Origin of the sequence: Streptomyces sp. NBC_01224 (assembly GCF_036002945.1) — a bacterium.
Taxonomy (GTDB): Bacteria; Actinomycetota; Actinomycetes; order Streptomycetales; family Streptomycetaceae; genus Streptomyces.
In genome coordinates, this window is record NZ_CP108529.1 from 4,142,584 (window position 1) to 4,162,043 (window position 19,460).

General features: G+C 69.6%; 21 protein-coding genes and 1 riboswitch. Of the genes, 10 read left to right on the forward strand and 11 right to left on the reverse strand.

Annotation, left to right across the window (positions count from 1 at the left end; translation table 11 throughout):
- Positions 1 to 166 precede the first annotated feature (166 nt).
- Positions 167 to 1,750 (forward strand): adenosine deaminase family protein, encoded by a 1,584-nt coding sequence (locus OG609_RS18195; RefSeq protein ID WP_327273797.1) that lies wholly within the window; start codon positions 167 to 169, stop codon positions 1,748 to 1,750.
- Positions 1,751 to 1,802: 52 nt separating this feature from the next.
- On the opposite strand, the gene OG609_RS18200 is transcribed toward OG609_RS18195, so the two are convergent.
- On the reverse strand, positions 1,803 to 2,393 hold the full coding sequence (locus tag OG609_RS18200) for a TetR/AcrR family transcriptional regulator (protein WP_327273798.1): 591 nt from the start codon (positions 2,391 to 2,393) through the stop codon (positions 1,803 to 1,805).
- Between the two features lie 112 nt (positions 2,394 to 2,505).
- Here OG609_RS18200 and OG609_RS18205 point away from each other — a divergent pair, with 112 nt between their 5' ends.
- Together OG609_RS18205 and OG609_RS18210 are read left to right on the forward strand one after the other, a co-directional pair.
- The gene (locus tag OG609_RS18205; RefSeq protein ID WP_327273799.1) at positions 2,506 to 3,696 is read left to right on the forward strand and encodes a cytochrome P450; all 1,191 of its coding nucleotides are present in this window, start codon (positions 2,506 to 2,508) and stop codon (positions 3,694 to 3,696) included.
- 5 nt (positions 3,697 to 3,701) lie between these two features.
- Entirely contained in the window at positions 3,702 to 3,920 is a 219-nt protein-coding gene (locus tag OG609_RS18210) for a ferredoxin (protein WP_327273800.1), read from the forward strand.
- Between the two features lie 96 nt (positions 3,921 to 4,016).
- Here OG609_RS18210 and OG609_RS18215 read toward each other — a convergent pair whose 3' ends face one another.
- Together OG609_RS18215 and OG609_RS18220 are read right to left on the reverse strand one after the other, a co-directional pair.
- Positions 4,017 to 4,676 (reverse strand): response regulator transcription factor, encoded by a 660-nt coding sequence (locus OG609_RS18215; protein WP_327278099.1) that lies wholly within the window; start codon positions 4,674 to 4,676, stop codon positions 4,017 to 4,019.
- Between the two features lie 50 nt (positions 4,677 to 4,726).
- A complete protein-coding gene (locus OG609_RS18220) occupies positions 4,727 to 5,941 on the reverse strand; it encodes a sensor histidine kinase (RefSeq protein ID WP_327273801.1) in 1,215 nt (404 codons plus the stop codon).
- Between the two features lie 248 nt (positions 5,942 to 6,189).
- On the opposite strand from OG609_RS18220, the gene OG609_RS18225 reads away from it, so the two are divergent.
- Together OG609_RS18225 and OG609_RS18230 are read left to right on the forward strand one after the other, a co-directional pair.
- On the forward strand, positions 6,190 to 6,558 hold the full coding sequence (locus OG609_RS18225; RefSeq protein WP_327273802.1) for a hypothetical protein: 369 nt from the start codon (positions 6,190 to 6,192) through the stop codon (positions 6,556 to 6,558).
- A 36-nt stretch (positions 6,559 to 6,594) separates the two neighbouring features.
- Positions 6,595 to 6,813: a ferredoxin gene (locus OG609_RS18230; RefSeq protein WP_327273800.1), complete on the forward strand. Its 219-nt coding sequence runs from the start codon at positions 6,595 to 6,597 to the stop codon at positions 6,811 to 6,813.
- An 81-nt stretch (positions 6,814 to 6,894) separates the two neighbouring features.
- Here the strand turns inward: OG609_RS18230 and OG609_RS18235 are convergent, their stop codons facing one another.
- Positions 6,895 to 7,365, reverse strand: coding sequence for a hypothetical protein (locus OG609_RS18235; protein ID WP_327273803.1), 471 nt, complete (start codon positions 7,363 to 7,365; stop codon positions 6,895 to 6,897).
- A gap of 412 nt (positions 7,366 to 7,777) precedes the next feature.
- On the opposite strand from OG609_RS18235, the gene OG609_RS18240 reads away from it, so the two are divergent.
- Both OG609_RS18240 and OG609_RS18245 read left to right on the forward strand, forming a co-directional pair.
- The gene (locus OG609_RS18240) at positions 7,778 to 8,692 is read left to right on the forward strand and encodes a hypothetical protein (protein ID WP_442817975.1); all 915 of its coding nucleotides are present in this window, start codon (positions 7,778 to 7,780) and stop codon (positions 8,690 to 8,692) included.
- 124 nt (positions 8,693 to 8,816) lie between these two features.
- Positions 8,817 to 10,058, forward strand: coding sequence for an esterase/lipase family protein (locus tag OG609_RS18245; protein ID WP_327273804.1), 1,242 nt, complete (start codon positions 8,817 to 8,819; stop codon positions 10,056 to 10,058).
- Positions 10,059 to 10,239: 181 nt separating this feature from the next.
- Here the strand turns inward: OG609_RS18245 and groL are convergent, their stop codons facing one another.
- The 4 genes from groL to thrC all read right to left on the reverse strand — a co-directional run bounded on the left by groL (position 10,240) and on the right by thrC (position 14,420).
- Positions 10,240 to 11,862: a chaperonin GroEL gene (groL, locus tag OG609_RS18250; protein WP_327273805.1), complete on the reverse strand. Its 1,623-nt coding sequence runs from the start codon at positions 11,860 to 11,862 to the stop codon at positions 10,240 to 10,242.
- A 319-nt stretch (positions 11,863 to 12,181) separates the two neighbouring features.
- Positions 12,182 to 12,388 carry a cold-shock protein gene (locus OG609_RS18255; RefSeq protein ID WP_003967346.1) on the reverse strand — a complete coding sequence of 69 codons (207 nt, stop codon included), beginning with the start codon at positions 12,386 to 12,388 and terminating at the stop codon, positions 12,182 to 12,184.
- A 422-nt stretch (positions 12,389 to 12,810) separates the two neighbouring features.
- Positions 12,811 to 13,089: a MoaD/ThiS family protein gene (locus OG609_RS18260; RefSeq protein ID WP_266913776.1), complete on the reverse strand. Its 279-nt coding sequence runs from the start codon at positions 13,087 to 13,089 to the stop codon at positions 12,811 to 12,813.
- 29 nt (positions 13,090 to 13,118) lie between these two features.
- Entirely contained in the window at positions 13,119 to 14,420 is a 1,302-nt protein-coding gene (gene thrC, locus OG609_RS18265) for a threonine synthase (protein WP_327273806.1), read from the reverse strand.
- Between the two features lie 18 nt (positions 14,421 to 14,438).
- Positions 14,439 to 14,566, reverse strand: a riboswitch (SAM riboswitch).
- Positions 14,567 to 14,719: 153 nt separating this feature from the next.
- Here thrC and OG609_RS18270 point away from each other — a divergent pair.
- Together OG609_RS18270 and OG609_RS18275 are read left to right on the forward strand one after the other, a co-directional pair.
- On the forward strand, positions 14,720 to 15,670 hold the full coding sequence (locus tag OG609_RS18270) for a glucosyl-3-phosphoglycerate synthase (RefSeq protein ID WP_327273807.1): 951 nt from the start codon (positions 14,720 to 14,722) through the stop codon (positions 15,668 to 15,670).
- 44 nt (positions 15,671 to 15,714) lie between these two features.
- Positions 15,715 to 17,106 (forward strand): alpha,alpha-trehalose-phosphate synthase (UDP-forming), encoded by a 1,392-nt coding sequence (locus tag OG609_RS18275; RefSeq protein ID WP_327273808.1) that lies wholly within the window; start codon positions 15,715 to 15,717, stop codon positions 17,104 to 17,106.
- An 11-nt stretch (positions 17,107 to 17,117) separates the two neighbouring features.
- Here OG609_RS18275 and otsB read toward each other — a convergent pair whose 3' ends face one another.
- Entirely contained in the window at positions 17,118 to 17,996 is an 879-nt protein-coding gene (gene otsB, locus OG609_RS18280; RefSeq protein ID WP_327273809.1) for a trehalose-phosphatase, read from the reverse strand.
- Positions 17,997 to 18,178: 182 nt separating this feature from the next.
- On the opposite strand from otsB, the gene OG609_RS18285 reads away from it, so the two are divergent.
- Complete coding sequence (locus OG609_RS18285; RefSeq protein WP_327273810.1) at positions 18,179 to 18,688, forward strand: hypothetical protein; 510 nt, start codon at positions 18,179 to 18,181, stop codon at positions 18,686 to 18,688.
- A 12-nt stretch (positions 18,689 to 18,700) separates the two neighbouring features.
- Here OG609_RS18285 and OG609_RS18290 read toward each other — a convergent pair whose 3' ends face one another.
- Positions 18,701 to 18,967 (reverse strand): DUF3263 domain-containing protein, encoded by a 267-nt coding sequence (locus OG609_RS18290; protein ID WP_327273811.1) that lies wholly within the window; start codon positions 18,965 to 18,967, stop codon positions 18,701 to 18,703.
- Between the two features lie 39 nt (positions 18,968 to 19,006).
- Positions 19,007 to 19,219, reverse strand: coding sequence for a hypothetical protein (locus OG609_RS18295; protein WP_442817976.1), 213 nt, complete (start codon positions 19,217 to 19,219; stop codon positions 19,007 to 19,009).
- Positions 19,220 to 19,460 lie beyond the last annotated feature (241 nt).

The window sequence follows — 19,460 nt, forward strand, 5'->3', positions numbered from 1 at the left end:
CCGATTGCACTGCCGCGCGCTGGGAAAAGCCTCCAAGTCTTCCGGGGGGATACCCCCCGGAGGAGCCGGAGGGCAGCGCCCGCTCACCCACTCGATCGGGTGGACGTTTCCGGCCAAAGACGCGGTTTGGGTGAGAAATGACCTCGCCGAACGCGATCATTCGGCCGTGATCTCAACAATCCGGACGGCCCACCGTCCCAAGTCCCTGCTCCCGGCCGGACTCGGCGCACTCGCCGTGCTGTCCCTGCTCCCCTCGATCCCGGCGACGGCGGCACCGGTCGATGACGCGTCACCCCGCGCGGTGACCCAGGCCGAGCGCAGGACCGCTGCGTACCTCGACTCGTTGCGTAACAGGCCCGAGAGGCTGAAGGCCTTCTTCAAGGCGCTGCCCAAGGGGGGCGACCTCCACAACCACCTGTCGGGCGCGGCAAAGACCGAGTTCCTGATCAAGCTCGCGGGCGAGAAGGGGCTGTGCATCGACGCGACGATGACGGCTGTCGCGCCACCGTGCGGACCGGGCAAGCGGCCCGCCGTCGACGCACAGACGGACGCCGTCTTCCGGCAGCAGATCGTCCGGGCCTGGTCCATGCAGGACTTCCCGTCCGATCAGTCCGGGCACGACCACTTCTTCGACACCTTCGGCAAGTTCAGCCTGGCGACCTGGGACCGCGGCAAGCTGCTCGCCAATGTGGCCGACACCGTGGTCGAGCAGAACCAGTTCTATCTGGAGACCATGGTCACCCCGGCGTCGGACAGCGCCAGGAAGCTCGCCGACGCCGTGGGTTACGACGCCGACCTGGCCGCCTTCCACCGCAAACTTCTGGCCGGCGGGCAGCTCGACCGGGTCGTGGACGATGCGGTCAAGGAGGCCGACGACGCCAATGCCCAGTTCCGGGTGGCCGCGCACTGCGACACCGCGCACCCCGACCCGGGCTGTCGGCTCCCCGTCAGGTGGATCTCCCAGGTGTCCCGGGGCAGCACCCCGGCGCGGGTGTTCACGCAGATGGCGGTCGGCATGCGGCTGGCGGAGCGCGACCCGAGGTTCGTCGCGGTCAACCTCGTACAGCCCGAGGACGGGGAGAGCGCGCTGCTCAACTACAGCCTCCAGATGCGGATGCTGAACTATCTGCGCGGCCAGTACCCGGGCGCCCACCTCACCCTGCACGCCGGTGAGCTGGCCCCCGGCCTGGTCAAGCCCGAGAACCTGACGTTCCACATCCGCGAGGCCGTACTCGTCGCCGGAGCCGAACGCATCGGACACGGCGTGGATCTGGTCCACGAGGACGACTGGCGGCAGCTCGCCCGGACGATGGCGCAGCGCAAGGTGGCGGTCGAGGTGCCGTTCAGCAGCAACAAGCAGATCCTCGGCATCGCGGGCGACGACCACCCGTTCAACGCGTACCGCCGCTACGGCGTCCCGGTGGTCCTGTCCACCGACGACCCGGGGGTCTCGCGGATCGACATCAGCCACGAGTACCAGTACGCCGCCAAGACGTACGGCCTCGGCTACACCGAGCTGAAGGACCTGGCCCGCGCCTCGCTGGAGTACGCGTTCCGCGACGGCCGCAGCCTGTGGGCCACCGGCTCCGCCCCCTCCGGCTACCGCCTGGTCGCCGCCTGCCGCAGCGAACGGCCGGGCACCGACCACCCGAGCGCGCGCTGCGCCCGCTACCTCGCCGACAACCCGAAGGCGGCGACCGAGTGGCGTCAGGAGACGGCCTTCGCCACCTTCGAGAGCCGTCACCGGTAACCGCGCACAGCACACGTCCGGGCCCGCGGCCCCAGGGCCGGACGTGTCTGCGCTACTCCGCCGGAGCCGACCAGAGGTGCCTGAGCGTGCCCAGTACGAGATGGCACACGTCGTCCGGATCGGCCCCGGCCAGCGGCTCGCGCGCGACGACCGTCCGCATCAGGCCGATGCCCAGAAGCCACGCCATGGCCAGATCCGCACGCAGGGCACCGTCCTCGGTGCCGGAGAGCCCGGCCAGCGCACTCTGATACTCCTCGCCCAGCTCCCGCAGGGTTCCGGCCGCCTCGTCGCCCCGCCCGATGGAACGCAGATAGACCTCCAGGGAGCGATCCCCCGCGCCGCCGACCGCGCTGCGGGTCAGCATCGAGCGCAGGGCGGTCTCGAAGAGCTCTTCGGGTGGTGTCGCGCGCAACTGCTCAAGTCCGCCCTGCGCGAGAACCTCCGCGAGCAGCCCCTGTTTGGACCCGAAGTACCGGAACAGGAGTGCCTGGTTGGCCCCGGCCCGCTCCGCGATGCTGCGGACCGTCGTCCCTTCGTAGCCACGTTCCGCGAACAGGTCACGAGCCGCTTCCAGCAGTCGGCGACGCGTGGCCGCGGCGTCGCGACGGCGCTCTCCGGACGACGGTGGCGGGGCGGACTCCATGGCGCATTTCCTCTCGGACGGCGCGTCAGGATATCGGCCGTAAAGCATCGTTGACCGCCCGGAAGACACACTCCTAACGTTGTAAGCAGCTGCTTACATATCGGAGGCCGCAGTGACGACAGCAGACATCACCCCCCTCGCCTACCCCTTCAACACCCCCGACGGGCTCCAGCTCGCCGACGAGTACGAGCGCGTACGCGACCGGCCGGGCCTCTTACGGGTCCAGATGGAATACGGCGAACCGGCCTGGCTCGTCACCCGCTACGCCGACGCCCGGCTCGTCCTGGGCGACCCGCGCTTCAGCCGGGCCGCGGGCGCCTCGCACGACGAGCCCCGGCAGTCCGAGGGCCGGCGCGACAGCGGCATCCTCAGCATGGATCCGCCCGACCACACTCGGCTGCGCTCCCTGGTCGCCAAGGCTTTTACCGTCCGCCAGATCGAGAAATTGCGGCCCCAGGTCCGGGAGCTGACCGCCGGCCTCCTCGACGACATGGAGGCGGCCGGACCGCCCGCGGACCTGGTCGACCTGTTCGCGCTGCCGCTGCCGGTCGCAGTGATCTGCCGAATGCTGGGCGTACCCACTGAGGACCGTCCACGATTTCGGGTGTGGAGCGACGCCGCTCTGTCGACCAGCTCCCTCACGGCCGCGGAGTTCGACGCCAGCCGCGATGAACTGCGCGCCTACATGGCCGAGTTGATCGACCAGCACCGGAAGTCGCCGCAGGACGACCTGATGACGGCACTCATCGAGGCCCGCGACGGCGGCGACCGGCTCTCCGAACTCGAACTCGTCGATCTGTGTGTGGGCATCCTGGTGGCAGGACACGAGACCACCGCGTCCCAGATCCCCAACTTCGTCCTCACGCTGCTGGACCACCCGGATCAGCTGGCCAGGCTCAGGGCCGAGCCCGAACTCATCCCGAACGCGGTGGAGGAACTACTGCGATTCGTACCGTTGGGGAGCGGCGCCGGCCAACCCCGGTACGCCACCGAGGACATCGAGGTCGGCGGCACCCTCGTCCGGGCGGGCAGTCCGGTCCTGGTCGCCATGGGCGCCGCCAACCGCGACGCGCTGCGGTTCGCCGCCCCGGGCGTGCTCGACATCGCCCGCGAGGGCAACCAGCACCTCGGATTCGGCCACGGCGTCCACCACTGCCTGGGCGCCCCACTGGCCCGGCTGGAACTTCAGGAGGCACTGATCGCGCTCATCACCCGCTTCCCGGGGCTGCAACTGGCCGGCGATGTGACGTGGAAGTCCGAGATGCTGGTACGCGGCCCGCGTGTCATGCCGGTCGGGTGGTGACCGCCATGACCTGGAACGTACGCGTCGACCCCCAGCTCTGCCAGGCATCGGGCATGTGCGCCGGGAGCGTCCCCGAGGTGTTCGCGCTGGACGGGGAGCACGCCCGGGCGATCCCCGACGGCATCGAACCGGACGAACGGGTCCTGGACGCCGCCAACATCTGCCCGGCCCAGGCGATCACCGTGCACGACGGGAAGTCGGTCATCGGACCCCGCCGCGACTGAGGCCTCACCGGCCCACGACCGACAGAACCGCCCCTTGCCGGGCTGGGCGATCCCGGCAAGGGCGGCTGCCTGAGCGGCCGCACAGGTCGGTCTTAGCTAGGCACCCACTCCCAAGAAATGCAGCACCGCCAGTACCCGGCGGTGGTCGGCGTCCGCCTTGGGGAAGTTGAGTTTGGCGAGGATGTTGTTGATGTGCTTGGCGACCGCGCTCTCGCTGACCACGAGCTGGGCGGCGATGCCCGCATTGGAGCGGCCCTCGGCCATCACGGCCAGAACCTCCCGTTCGCGGGCCGTCAGCCGTTCCAGCGGATCGCTCGGCCGCCGTACCAATAGCTGGGCGACGACCTGCGGGTCGAGCGCGGTACCGCCGTCCGCCACCCGTTGCAGCGCCTCGATGAACTCCTCGACATCCGCGACCCGTTGTTTGAGCAGATAGCCCACCCCGCTGATGTTGGTGGCGAGCAGGTCGGCCGCGTAGCGCTCCTCGACGTACTGGGAGAGCATCAGCACCGCGGTCGACGGCCGGCTCCGGCGGATCGACAGCGCGGCACGCACCCCCTCGTCCGTGAAGTCGGGCGGCATCCGGACGTCCACCACCGCCAGGTCGGGCCGATGCTTCTCGACTGCGGCCAGCAGCCCATCTGCGTCGCCCACCTCGGCCGCTACCTCAAAGCCGGCCATCTCCACCACCTTGACCAGTCCGATCCGCAGCAGCACGGAGTCCTCGGCGATCACGGCACGCCGCACATCGGGCATCTCACACCTCACATCGGGCTCCTCTTGTCTCATGCCAGGCGCGGCACTCCTCATCTCGGGCACGGCAGCTCCACGTGCATCATGGTCGGTCCCCCCACGGGGCTGCTCATCCGGAATGTTCCGTCCACGGACCGCACGCGCTGGGCAAGCCCGGTAAGGCCGCTCCCCTTGGAGGGATCAGCGCCGCCCAGACCGTCGTCGGCGATCACCACCCGCATTATCTCGCCCAGCCGGGTGACCGTCACATCCGCCCGGGTCGACTCCCGTGCGTGCTTGGCGACATTCGTCAGCGCCTCGGAGACCACGAAGTACGCGACCGCCTCGATCGCCGGCGCCAGTCGTTCCGGCAGATCCACACACAGCCGTACGGGCAGCGGGGCGCGGGCCGCGAGTCCCGACAGCGCCGCATCCAGGCCAAGTTCGTCCAGGACCGCCGGGTGCAGCCCACGCACAAGACTGCTCAGCTCCTCGATCGCCTCCTTAGCCTCCCGGTGCGCCGTGTCGATCACCTCCCGCGCCTCCGGCGGCAGATCGGCCAACGTGGCCTTGGCCAGGCCTAGGTTCAGCGCCAGCGACACCAGTCGCTGCTGGGCGCCGTCGTGCAGATCCCGTTCGATACGCCGCCGTTCGGCATCCGCGGCGTCCACCGCCCCGGCCCGGCTCTCGGTGAGATCCTCGACCCGCCGCGCCAGGTCCTCTTCCCTGCTGCGGCCGAGCAGGGCGGGCACCACATGACTCTCAAGGCGTACGAGGGCGGCGGCCACGCCCGGGACGGTGGCCAGCACGACCAGCCCTGCCCCGGAGACGTACCCCGCCTGTGTGGAGTAGCCGAGATGCTCCATCCGCCACTGCCAGGGCAGCGCGTAGACCCACACAAAGGCCAGCGACGCGGTCACCCCGGCCACCAGCAGCCCCACCACCAACACTTCGAGCCAGCCGAACAGCGCCCCGACCAGGCAGTGGTGGCCGAGCTGGCGCCACGGCCGCCGCCACCCCGGGCGGGGGATGTCGATCCCGAGCAGCCGCCGGAAACGCCAGCGCTGGGCCGCGGTCAGCGCCGGCACGGAGAACACCGTCAGCACCAACATGAACCCCAGGACCGTCGGCGCGCTGCTGTCCCGCCCCGCGATGACCTCCCACCCGAGGCCAAAGATCATGAGCAGCAGGAACCCCATGAGGAGGTGTAGCGGCGCCCCTAGGGCGAGGAAGGACGTATCGCGGGTCAGGCGGTTGAGCGCACGCCGCGTCCGGGGCGGGATTTCCATGGTCCAACCGTAGGTGGCGGGCGCCGTAGCCTGCCATGCAACTGCCGTCCGCAGCCGGGGTATAGCTAGTGCCACCCCAAGACGGACAGCGGCGTTACTGACTCCCGCCGATGGAAATCGGATGGTTGATCACGAGCCCGACGGCCGGGTTCGTGACACCGGAGGAGATCTCCGCCGTGACCCTCATCGCCTTCAACTCCCCTTCCCCAATGGGCACTTGCCACTCATTCGGCGCCGCCTGCGGTTCCGTGCGCCTAAGTCGCAGCCGCCGCTGGCAGAGCCTCATACTGACGGGCGCGGGCCTCGCCCTGCTGCCCTGGCTCGGCTACCTCGCCGGCACCCTGCCGCCCGCCGAGGCCGCCGCATGGGTCACCCTCGACACCCTGGAGGCCGCCGCGCTACTCAGCGCCGGCAGCCGCCTGCTGCACGCCGGTACTCATCACCGCGCACCCGCGGCCGCCGCGGCGGTGCTCCTCCTCGCCGACGCCTGCATCGATCTCGCCACTGCCGCCCCCGGCCCGGAACTGGCCACCGCCGTCGTCATGGCCGCGGCCGTGGAACTCCCTCTCGCGGCCCTGTGCGCGGCGCTCGCCGCACGCCCGGCACGGGGTGCCTAGCGCGCATTCCGCGCTCCCGCCGCACTCCCGACCACCATGACCTGGAACGTACGCGTCGATCCACAGCTCTGCCAGGCGTCGGGCATGTGCGCCGGGAGCGTCCCCGAGGTGTTCGCGCTGGACGGGGAGCACGCCCGGGCGATCCCCGACGGCATCGAACCGGACGAACGGGTCCTGGACGCCGCCAACATCTGCCCGGCCCAGGCGATCACCGTGCACGACGGGAAGTCGGTCATCGGACCCCGCCGCGACTGAGCCCCCACGGAGAAACCGCCCCGTGCCGGGAAGAACGATCCCGGCACGGGGCGGCTGCATGATCGGTCGAACAGGTCGGGCCTAGCCGAGCCGCTGCATGATCCACTGGGGCCCGCCGTCGGGGCTGAGGACCGCGCGGTGGCCCTCCGTGGTCAGATTGCCCAGTTCGCCCCGGCCGAGGGCGATGGCGACCGGCTCCTGCGAGGCCTCGCCCTGGATCGTCCACCGGTCGGGCTGCCTGCCGCACTCGTCCACCCACACGGCCGGCGGGTAGATCCGGATCGGCGAGAGCGCCAGGCAGCGGTTCCCCCCGCGCGCCTCGACGATCTGGGCCAGACCGTCACCCTGGTTGCGGACCTCCCACACGGTGCCGGGGTTGCAGGGCTCGATGTGGCCGCCCAGCGGGCCTTCGCCACCCGCCAGACACGCGCCGGTGCGCACGTCACGGATGAAGTACGCGCCGTCGGCGGCGTCGGCGGCCTGGGCGGGGGTGGCCAGTGCCGCCACAGCGACGGCGGCTGCGGCGAGAGACAGGATCGAACGGATACGCACGGGACTCCTCGTACGAGAAAGAAAGACTGAGGGAGAACGAGCCAAGAGCGGCCCGCCACATCAAGATCACAAACATGTGCCGCCGTTGGCGCGCTCCCCATGCCTTCGGCCCGGTTTTCCACCCCAACAGCGGCGGCGCGCCCGGATCACGTACGGCGCACTCTCACCGCCCCCGCGCGCCCCCATCAGGCGAAATCCCCCGGAGCTCAAGCCGCGAAGTCCGAGCGCTCTTTCCGAGGAACGGGAGGTGGGCCACTCCCCACCCACCCTCCCTGCCCGGCAAGTTGACTTTTCGTGACCGGCTTGCCACGGATGGTGGCGACGCTCTAGCGTTCCGAATAACGAACGACCCCTGCCGGTGCGGGAACACCGAAACAGGGGTCTGACCACTTCGATCGTTAGGCCCGATCTGATGGCTGTCAGCCAGCCTAGTACCGCCCCGCGCGCCCCGCACGTACCCCTGCCCACGCCCCCGCATCCCATGGCCAATCCGGGTTACGGCAAGCGTTCCGCACCCGCCCAACACCTCCGCACCGACCGCGATTTCGCGCATCTGCCGCCTCGCGAGGCATCCATCGCGGCCTACATCGACCGGCTGCCCGACGGCGCCGACATCTCCGTGAAGACGCTGGCCAAGGTCCTCCCGTACGGGCAGTGCGCACTGCGGACCGCCCTCAACCGGCTCCAGGACGCCGGGCATCTGCGGCGTGGCAGCGAGTGCGTGGCCAATGACGAGATCCTGCTCTGGGTGACGCGGACGTTCTTCTCCCGCACGGCGCGGGACGACGACTGGTGGGCGGCGTTCACCCGGGGTGACGTACCGCCGGAGGAGCGGCACCAACACCCCACCCGTTCCCGGGCGTTCGTGCTGCTGGCCGCGCTGGGCCGTACCGCCCCCTCACTCACCCTCTCGGCGGCGGACTGTGCGGCGCTGGAACCGCAGGTCACCGACTGGTTCGAGCGCGGCGCCACAGAGGCGGAGCTCCTGCACGCCCTCACCGACGGCCTGCCCGCCCCCGTCCACCACGCGGCGGCCCTCGTCCGCAGGCGGCTGACCGACAAGATGCCACCCGAACGGGTCACTCCGGCACAACAGCGGACGGTGTTGCGCGCCCTCGAATGCAGCGAGTGCCGCGCACCCGGCAGCGCGGAGGCCCTGACCGGTGGCCGGTGCGGACCATGCCGGGGCAACCCCGTCGACGCCCCCACCAGACCTGCCGGAACCGTCCCGGCCATGGGCGTACTCAGCCGCATGAATGAGGTCCGGGCAGCGATGACCCCACGAGCCGAGCGGATCGGCCGGCCGATCCGCTCCCGCCTGCCGTGACCGCCGGATGTCCGAAACCGGCTCCCACCTGGGAGTGGTTTGATCCACTTCCCCTTCCTGGTCGCTACTCCGTGTGTTCACCTTGGCACCCGTTGTAACGAACCGGCCCAAAGGGGAACGAACCATGTCCGAACCGACCCACGAGCAAATCGTCTCGGAGCTCCACAGCAAGCCCCCCATCACCCTCGCCCCCGGACCCCGCCTGGACGCCGAGAAGCACGGCGCCCTCCCACTGCCGCCCAACACCGTGTGGGACCTGCCGGGCGGCACCGCCTGGGTCTACTACGGCGAGGGACACTCGGGTCTCACGCGGCCCGTGATCTTCGCCGACGGATTCAACACCGGGCCGAGCAGCCTGGACTTCTCCTGGGAAATCATGGAGTTCGGCGACTACGCGCTCATCAGCGAACTGCGCCGTCGCGGACACGACGTCATCATTCTCGGCTTCCACGAGCGCAGTGCATCGATTCTGGACAACTCCCGGACCGCGCAGGCCGCGATCCTGCACGCCATCGCGGAGCGGCAGGGCAACGCGCCGCTGGCCGTCGGCGGGTTCAGCATGGGCGGCCTCGTCACCCGGCACGCGCTGGCCAAGATGGAGAGCCAGAGCATCGACCACCAGACCTCTCTCTACTTCTCGTACGACAGCCCGCACCGCGGCGCCTGGATCCCGATCGCGCTGCAGGCGTTCGCGCACTACATCAAGGATCTCGACAGCCGGTTCTCCGACCAGATCAACAGCCCGGCCGCCCGTCAGCTGCTGTGGCGGCACATCGAGAAGTGGGACGGGACGCCGGACCAGAGCGACGAGCGCGCCACGTTCCTCGCGGAGATGGAGGCCATCGGCGAATGGCCGCGGCGGCCGCGGCTGATCGGTGTCTCCAACGGCGTGGCCAACGGCACCGGCACCGATGTGCAGGCCGGCGAACTGGCCCTGGAGGGCAAGGGCCTGTCGGTCGTGGGCACCAAGCTCTACACGCAGTCCCCCGGTGACAACGAACTCGTCGCGAAGCTGCGGGTGGTGACGCTGAAGACCAACCAGGTGCACACGTCCGGACTCCCGTCGATCGACGGCGCACCCGGCGGCTCGCTGGAAGGGTTCGGCATCCTCGCCGACGGGCTCAACGCCCTCAACCCCCTCCTCGGGTTCAAGACCGACGTACGTATCCGCTCGCACTGCTTCGTGCCCGCCGTCAGCGCGGTCGACGTCGGCGATCCGGACACGGACGCGGAGCTGTACAAGGACATCTCCGCGCTCCCGCCGAATGCCGGCGGGCTCGACGAGTTCAAACTCTCGTCCCGCAACGAGGGGCACACCCTCGTGACGGAGGAGCTCTGTACCTGGCTCCTCGACCGGCTTCCGTAGTTCCGCAGTTCCCGCAGTTCCCGCAGTTCCATCGTGCTGGGTATCGCGCGCTCACGGTGCTCCGGCGGGCATCGTGAGCGCGTCCACCGCCCCCCGTAAAGAAACGACATCGGCCCCCGGGACCTGCTGGTCCCGGGGGCCGATGCGGTAAAGCTGTACAGGAACTACCGATCCGTCAGGATCAGAAGTCCATGTCACCGCCCGGCATGCCGCCCGGAGCGGCCGCGCCGGCCTTCTCCGGCTTGTCGGCGATGACGGCCTCGGTGGTGAGGAACAGCGCGGCGATGGACGCGGCGTTCTGCAGGGCGGAGCGCGTGACCTTCGCCGGGTCGAGAATGCCCTCGGCGATCATGTCGACGTACTCGCCGGTCGCGGCGTTCAGACCGTGACCGATCGGCAGGTTGCGCACCTTCTCGACGACGACGCCACCCTCGAGACCACCGTTGACGGCGATCTGCTTGAGCGGGGCCTCCAGCGCCAGCTTGACGGCGTTGGCGCCGGTCGCCTCGTCACCCGAGAGGTCCAGCTTCTCGAAGACGGCCGAGGCCTGGAGCAGAGCCACGCCACCACCGGCGACGATGCCCTCCTCGACGGCGGCCTTGGCGTTGCGCACCGCGTCCTCGATGCGGTGCTTGCGCTCCTTGAGCTCGACCTCGGTCGCGGCACCGGCCTTGATGACGGCCACGCCGCCGGCCAGCTTCGCGAGGCGCTCCTGGAGCTTCTCGCGGTCGTAGTCCGAGTCGGAGTTCTCGATCTCGGCACGGATCTGGTTGACGCGACCCTGAACCTGGTCGCTGTCACCGGCACCGTCGACGATCGTGGTCTCGTCCTTGGTGATGACGACCTTGCGGGCGCGGCCGAGCAGGTCGAGACCGGCGTTCTCCAGCTTGAGGCCGACCTCCTCGGAGATGACGGTGCCACCGGTGAGGATGGCGATGTCGCCGAGCATGGCCTTGCGACGGTCACCGAAGCCCGGGGCCTTGACGGCGACGGACTTGAAGGTGCCACGGATCTTGTTGACGACCAGGGTCGACAGGGCCTCGCCCTCGACGTCCTCGGCGATGATCAGCAGCGGCTTGCCGGACTGCATGACCTTCTCCAGCAGCGGAAGGAGGTCCTTCACGTTGCTGACCTTGGAGTTCACGATCAGGATGTACGGGTCGTCGAGGGACGACTCCATGCGCTCCATGTCGGTGGCGAAGTACGCCGAGATGTAGCCCTTGTCGAAGCGCATACCCTCGGTGAGCTCCAGCTCCAGACCGAAGGTCTGGGACTCCTCGACGGTGATGACGCCTTCCTTGCCGACCTTGTCCATGGCCTCGGCGATGAGCTCGCCGATCTGGGTGTCGGCGGCGGAGATGGAGGCGGTCGAAGCGATCTGCTCCTTGGTCTCCACGTCCTTGGCCTGCTCCAGGAGGGCGGCGGAGACGGCCTCGACGGCCTTCTCGATGCCCCGCTTGAGGGCCATCGGGTTGGCACCCGCGGCGACGTTGCGAAGGCCCTCGCGGACGAGAGCCTGGGCGAGAACGGTGGCGGTGGTCGTACCGTCGCCGGCGACGTCGTCCGTCTTCTTGGCGACCTCCTTGACCAGCTCCGCACCGATCTTCTCGTACGGGTCCTCCAGCTCGATCTCCTTGGCGATGGAAACACCATCGTTGGTGATCGTGGGGGCGCCCCACTTCTTCTCAAGGACGACGTTGCGACCCTTGGGGCCAAGGGTGACCTTGACGGCGTCGGCGAGCTGGTTCATGCCGCGCTCGAGACCGCGCCGGGCCTCCTCGTCGAACGCGATGATCTTGGCCATGTGAAGTGGTCCTCCCGGACAGGGGTGGATTGCTCCGGACCGAGTGGCGCCCGCGACGGACGGCCTGCCTGACCGGTGGTTCCTTGCCCCACCGGACCTGCGGGCCTCACCGGCCCGGTCCAAGTTCTGTCACTCTCACCTGGAGAGTGCTAACGCCAATGATTAGCACTCGACCCCCTGGAGTGCAAGCGTCCGCCTCGGGATGTGGACAACGACAACCACTCACGGATGGCCGCGGACCCGGACGCACGGAGGGCCCGTACCCCAGGGGTACGGGCCCTCCGTGCGTGAGTAGTGTCGTTGGCCGACCGCGTCGAGCTCAGCCGACGGCGAGCTTGACCATGTCCGCCTGCGGCCCCTTCTGGCCCTGCGAGATCTCGAATTCAACTCGCTGACCCTCTTCGAGGGTGCGGTACCCGTCCATCTGGATCGCGCTGTAGTGGACGAAAACATCCGCACCACCGTCGACCGCGATGAAGCCGTACCCCTTCTCCGCGTTGAACCACTTGACGGTGCCCTGAGCCATGCCTAACTCCCCTATTACTGGCCCTTGCACAGGACCGCACTTCGCGGACCCGGGTCAGAACTCACCCCCCGACAGGAGAGGGTGCGTGCGCCGGAACGCGTCGACCGCGGCCGAATGTATCTGCCCAACTGCCCTCTGCAACAGGTCAATCGGACGAGAATTCTGGGCAGCACCGAACGCCCGAATATGAGGAATTCATGAGATTCCAGGGCAAGTCGGGCCGGGCAAAGGTGACTTATGGCGCAAGGAGATCGAACACTTTGGCTGCTTCTTGTCGCGGCCGGGCGCATTCTCATATGCGGGCGGCACGGGCAGCTGGGGGGACTTCCCACACTGTACCGCGCTCAACCATGCAGAATTGCCCCCTCCGCTTCTCTCGCGGAGGGGGCAATACCGATAACGCGGTGAAGTCGGACGGACGGTCAGCACCCGCCTGCGACTGCCGGGATGATCGAGATGCCCGCGCCGTCCGGCGTCGCCGTCTCCAGGCCGCCCTCGAAACGCACGTCGTCGTCGTTGACGTACACGTTCACGAAGCGGCGCAGCTTGCCCTGGTCGTCCAGGACGCGGGCGGCGATGCCCGGGTGGTTCTGCTCCAGGGACTCGATGACCTGGGAGAGGGTCGAGCCCTCGGCCGGGACCTCGGCCCGGCCGCCCGTGTAGGTGCGGAGGATGGTGGGGATGCGGACCTTGACGCTCATGAGGGGTGCCTTTCTTCGGTCTCGGGTGGTCAGCCGACGGCGAGGCCGGCCGCGCGGAACGCGTCCAGGCTCGGGCGGATCGTCGCGGTCGCCTGCGAGGTGGCGGCCACCGCGTCCAGGGTCTTGAGGCCGTCACCGGTGTTGAGGACGACGGTGGTCAGCGTCGGGTCGAGCAGACCGGCCTCGATGAGCTTCTTCGTCACGCCGACCGTCACCCCGCCCGCCGTCTCCGCGAAGATGCCCTCGGTGCGCGCCAGCAGCTTGATCGCATCGACGACCTGCTCGTCGTCGACGTCCTCGACCGCGCCGCCGGTGCGGCGGGCGATGTCCAGGACGTACGGGCCGTCGGCCGGGTTGCCGATCGCCAGGGACTTGGCGATGGTGTTCGGCTTCTGGGGCCGCACGACGTCGTGACCGGCCTTGAAGGCGGTGGAGACCGGGGAGCAACCCTCGGCCTGGGCGCCGAAGATCTTGTACGGCTTGTCCTCGACGAGACCGAGCTTGATCAGCTCCTGCAGACCCTTGTCGATCTTCGTGAGCTGCGATCCGGATGCGATCGGGATGACGATCTGGTCGGGCAGCTGCCAGCCGAGCTGCTCGCAGATCTCGTACGCCAGGGTCTTGGAGCCCTCGCCGTAGTACGGGCGCAGGTTGACATTGACGAAGCCCCAGCCCTCGCCGAGCGGGTCGCCGATGAGTTCCGAGCAGAAGCGGTTGACGTCGTCGTAGTTGCCCTCGATGCCGACCAGCTCACCGCCGTACACCGCGGCCATGACGACCTTGCCCTGCTCCAGGTCGTGCGGGATGAACACGCAGGAGCGGAAGCCGGCGCGGGCTGCGGCGGCACCCACCGCACCGGCGAGGTTGCCGGTGGAGGAGCAGGAGAGGGTGGTGAAACCGAAGGCGCGGGCGGCCTCGACGGCGATGGCGACGACGCGGTCCTTGAAGGAGTGCGTCGGGTTGCCGGAGTCGTCCTTGACGTACAGACCGCCGGTGACGCCCAGCTCGCGGGCGAGGTTGTCGGCCTTGACCAGCTTGGTGAAACCGGGGTTGATGTTGGGCTTGTCCGCGACATCGGCGGGGACCGGCAGCAGCGGCGCGTAACGCCAGATGTTGTTGGGTCCGGCCTCGATGCGCTTCTTCAGCTCGTCGGGGGAGCCGCTCGGCAGGTCGTACGCCACTTCGAGCGGCCCGAAACAGGACGCGCAGGCGAAAATGGGGCCGAGCTCGAAACGCTCGCCGCACTCGCGGCAGGAAAGCGCCGCGGCGGGTCCGAGGTCGACAGCTTCGGCGGAAGAATTGGTGCTTACTGCAACAGTCTGCACGGCCATGATGGCGGAGGCCCTTTCTCCTCATCTTCCTTGCGACGCGTTTCGCCACAAGACGGAATTGGCACCTTCCCCACCGTGACCTCGCGGTCGGCAGGAGGGTTGCCGGGACTTCAACGGGCCGTTCCCTCAGTCCCTCTGGATGAGCGCTGTGGCACTGGATCACCGATCCAGGCATTTATTGGCGGACTGACCCCGACATGCGACGGCCATCCGCGTTGTTCAAGACTGTAACCGAAGCACCGGACAGTTGAGATAGTCGTCCGAACCGCGAGATGGATCACATACAGGGAGTATCGACCGTGCTGGAAGAGGTCGAACGCTGGCTGGCCAGGCGTTCCTGGTCGGCCGCCGACCGCCCGCTGGACCGTCTCCTGGCCGCCAAGGCCAGGGACCCGCACCGCGGAAGCGTGAGCGTCGTACTGCCCGCGCTGAACGAGGAGGCGACGGTCGGCCGGATCGTCGCGACGATCCGGCGCGAGCTGATGGAGAAGGTCCAGCTGGTCGACGAACTCGTGGTGATCGATTCCGGTTCCACGGACGCCACCGCGAAGGTGGCCCGGGAGGCCGGCGCCCGGGTGGTGCACCGGGACGAGATCCTCCCCCGGATACCCGCCGTGCCCGGCAAGGGCGAGGTGCTGTGGCGGTCGCTCCTGGTGACCGGCGGTGACATCGTCTGCTTCATCGACGCCGATCTGAAGGACTTCTCGGCGGACTTCGTCTCCGGCATCGTCGGCCCGCTGCTGACCGACCCGAACGTACAGTTCGTGAAGGCGATGTACGACCGTCCCTTCGGTGACACCGCAGGTCAGGGTGGTCGCGTCACCGAGCTGGTGGCCCGTCCGCTGCTCAATCTGCACTGGCCGCAACTGGCCGGTTTCGTCCAGCCGCTGGGCGGGGAGTACGCCGTACGCCGCTCCCTCCTCGAACGGCTGCCCTTCCCCGTCGGCTACGGAGTGGAACTGGGCCTCCTGGTCGATGCGCTGCACACGGTGGGTCTGGACGCGCTGGCCCAGGTCGACGTGGGGGTGCGCAAACACCGCCACCAGGACGGGCAGGCGCTCGGCCGGATGGCCGCGACGATCTACCGGACCGCTCAACTACGCCTGTCCCGCAGCCACTTGGTACGGCCTTCGCTCACCCAGTTCGAGCGCGGCGAGGACGGCTTCGTACCGCGCACCCATGCGGTGGACACCGAGGAGCGGCCCCCGATGCGCGAGATCGAGGAGTACGTTTCGCGCCGCGCGGCCTGACTTCGCACGTTTGGGCGGTTCGCGATCTGGCTAGATTCCGCAACATGGTCTCCGCGTACGAAGCCCAGTCCGCTGCCCAGGTCCTCGTTGCGTCCAACCGCGGCCCGGTGTCGTACACCCTCGCCACGGACGGATCACTCGACGCGAAGCGCGGCGGCGGCGGGCTCGTCTCCGGGCTGAGCGCCGTCAAGGACAAACTGTGGGTGTGCGCCGCGCTCGGTGACGGGGACCGGGAGGCGGTCCGGCGCGGGGTCGGTGAGCAGGGCGTACGGATGCTCGACATCGACGCGGCCGTCCACGCGGACGCGTACAACGGCATTGCGAACTCGGTGCTCTGGTTCGTCCACCACATGCTGTATCAGACGCCGCTGGAGCCGGTCTTCGACGCGGAGTTCCGCCGGCAGTGGGCGTCGTTCGAGACATACAACCGGGCCTTCGCCGAGGCGCTCGCCGAGGAGGCGGGCAGGGGTGCGTCGGTGCTGGTGCAGGACTACCACCTGGCGCTGGTGCCCGGCATGCTCCGCGAGCTCCGCCCCGACCTGCGGATCGGCCACTTCTCGCACACCCCGTGGGCCCCCGTCGACTACTTCCGCCTGCTCCCCGACGACATCGCCGAGCAGCTGCTGCACGGCATCCTGGGCGCGGACCGGGCGGCCTTCCTGACCCGGCGCTGGGCGGACGCGTTCATCGGCTGCTGTACGGAGATCCTGGGCGGCACCGGCCGGACCAGGATCGGGGTGCACGGTCTCGGTGCGGACGCGGGCTTCCTGCGCGGACGCGCGCACGAGGCGGACGTCGACGAGCGGATGGCGGCGCTGCGCAAGCAGGTCGGCCCCGGCCGGAGGACGATCGTACGAGTGGACCGAACGGAACTGTCCAAGAACATCGTGCGTGGCCTGCTCGCGTACCGCGAGCTCCTCGAAAAGCGGCCGGAATGGCGTGAGCGCGTCGTCCATGTCGCCTTCGCGTACCCCTCGCGGCAGGACCTGGCGGTGTACCGCGACTACACGGCCGAGGTGCAGCGGGTCGCCGACGAGATCAACGCCGTGTACGGCACGGCGGGCTGGACGCCGGTCGTGCTCCACGTCAAGGACGACTTCGCCCGCTCGCTCGCCGCGTACCGGCTGGCCGACGTGGCGCTCGTCAACCCGATCCGCGACGGCATGAACCTGGTCGCCAAGGAGGTGCCGGTCGTCTCCGACCACGGCTGCGCGCTGGTGCTGTCGCGGGAGGCGGGGGCGTACGAGGAGCTGGGCAGCGACGCGGTCGTGGTGAACCCGTACGACGTGTCCGCGACGGCGGCGGCGCTGCACGAGGCTCTGACGATGGCGGACGACGAACGGGCCGCACGCACGGAGCGGCTGGCCGCGGCGGCGGTGGCGCTGCCGCCGCAGCAATGGTTCCTGGACCAGCTGGACGCGCTGCGGCGGGAGTGAGCCGGAGCGGGCTAGAGCTGTCGCGCCAGGGCTGCCAGGAAGTCGACGACGGCTCCCGGGCCGTTCAGCAGCAGATCGGCCCGCTCGGCCAGCTCCGGCACCTCCGCGCTGCCGCTGCAGACCAGCAGGCCCGGGATACCGTCGGGGCCCTCGGTGCGGAGCTTCTCCACGGCGGCGTACGCGGCGAGGTCACCCAGGTCGTCACCCGCGTACAGAACGGACTCGGCGTCCAGCTCCCGTACGTACCGCGCGAGCGCCACGCCCTTGTCCGTGCCCGGCGGGCGCAATTCCAGGACCAGGCGGCCCGGTTCGACGATCAGCCCGTGCCGGGCGGCGAGCTCGCCGAGGGGGCCGCGCAGGGCCTCGAACGCGGCCTGCGGGTCGACGGCGCGGCGGGTGTGGACGGCGAGCGCCTGGCCCTTCTCCTCGATCCAGGTGCCGTGCCATGAACCGAACCGGTCGAGCACGCCCGGGAGTTCGGCACGGACCGCGGCCACGCCGGGGTGCGGGGCGGGGGCATGGACGGTGCCGGAGACGGCGTCCCAGCGTTCGGCGCCGTAGTGGCCGAGGACCACGAGGTGGTCGAGCCCAGGCACCCCGGCGAAGCCGCCGTGGCGGACCGCGACGCCGGCCGGGCGGCCGGTGATCACAGCGATGGAGGCCACTTTCGGGGCGAGCGCGACGAGCGCGTCGACGGCGTCGGGGTGGGCGCGGGCCTGTTCCGGGTCCGGGACGATGTCGGCGAGGGTCCCGTCGAAATCGAGTGCGACGACAGCACGGTCCGGGCGCGCGAGGATCGCGGCCAGGGCTTCTCGGCCGGGCGGGGTGGTGGGGGTCGGGAGCTCGGACGGGATCTCGCTCGGCGCGGGTACGTGCGGATTGCTGCCCATGGGGCCGAGCCTATAGGCGTACCGCCGGGCACAGCCATGGGCGAAGCGGCATATGGGCGGCGTCTGCGGTGTGACGGACACGTAGCGAATGACTGCCGCGCGAGCGTGAAACATCGAACGACGCGGGGGAGGACTGGAGGCAGGACGGGCGCGTACGGGAGATCGGCTGGCTCCAGGTGGACGTGGCCTCCCGCCTGAACCGGCAACGACTGCCCGTCCTGCCCGTGGCGACGGTCCTTGGCGACGTGCTGCGGCAGGTGGGCGACGTCCGCGTCACCGGCATACACACCGTCGCACCGGTGCACCTGGCGCCGGACCCCGCCGCCGCCCTCCTGTACTCCGCCGGTTGGTACGAGCTGGCCGATCCGGGAGCGGTCAAGGAGATCACCGTGACCGTGTCCGGTCGCGAGGCGGAGCTGGCCGGCCGTGCCGGGCGCGTTCGCGACGAGGCGCTGGCGTGCACCTACGGAAGCGTGACCGTCGAGCCGGCGACCACCGATGTGGACCTCCCGGGCCTGGCCCTGCCGCTGACCGGCGAAATGCAGACCGAAGGGATGCGCCGGGCCCTGGCCTTCCGCTGCCGGGTGCCCGTGTGGTCCCTGGACGCGGCGGCCTGGCTCACGGAGGTCTTCGTCGAGGCACTGCGCGTCACCGGCACCGCGGAACCCGTCATGATCACCGTCTCCCGCTGAGAGGGTGCCGGTTCAGCGACGCCCTCGCTTCGCGTCGCGGACCCGGCGCAGGCGGTTCACCGTCACCGGGTCCTCCTCCAGCGCGCGGCGGTCGTCGAGAAGCGCGTTCAGCAGCTGGTAGTAGCGCGTGGGCGAGATGCCGAGCTGTTCGCGGATCGCGCGCTCCTTCGCCCCGGGCCCGGCCCACGACTGCCGTTCGACGGCGAGCACGGCACGGTCCCTGGCGGAGAGGCCGACGGGGCCGTCCGTGTCGTCGGGGCCATTCGGGGGGGCGGTCATATCAGCCAACATATCGCCCGGACGGAGAGCCGCCGCCCGTTACTCCGCGTCCTCCGCCGCCCTCGCGTCCTGTGCGATCTTCCCCGGCACGCTCTCGGGGCTCCCGTTCGGCGCGACCGCGTTGCCGATGTTCTCCTTGATCGACTCGCCGGCCCGCGCCCAGGACGTCTTGCCGAACGGGTAGGACTCCGAGTTCGGCAGCGCGGCCAGGAACTTCCCGGCCGCCGTCAGTCCCAAGCAGCGCCGCTGCACAGCCCAGTCAGTCCTCGTCCATTTGCGTCATCCGCGCCGGCCACGTCCTCGTGGGGGCCTCCGGATGAGCTGCGATCCTTCCCCGAGCGATCGTCGAAGGTCTACACCACCGGTGTATCGCTTTGGCGACGCACCCGGAACCGTGTCCGGTTGGCGCCTGAGGGCATTGCCCTTGACCTGCGCCGACTGCTAAGTAGGTTTCGGCGCAAGGCTCTTCATGGTCCAGGCCTTTGCTCCGCCG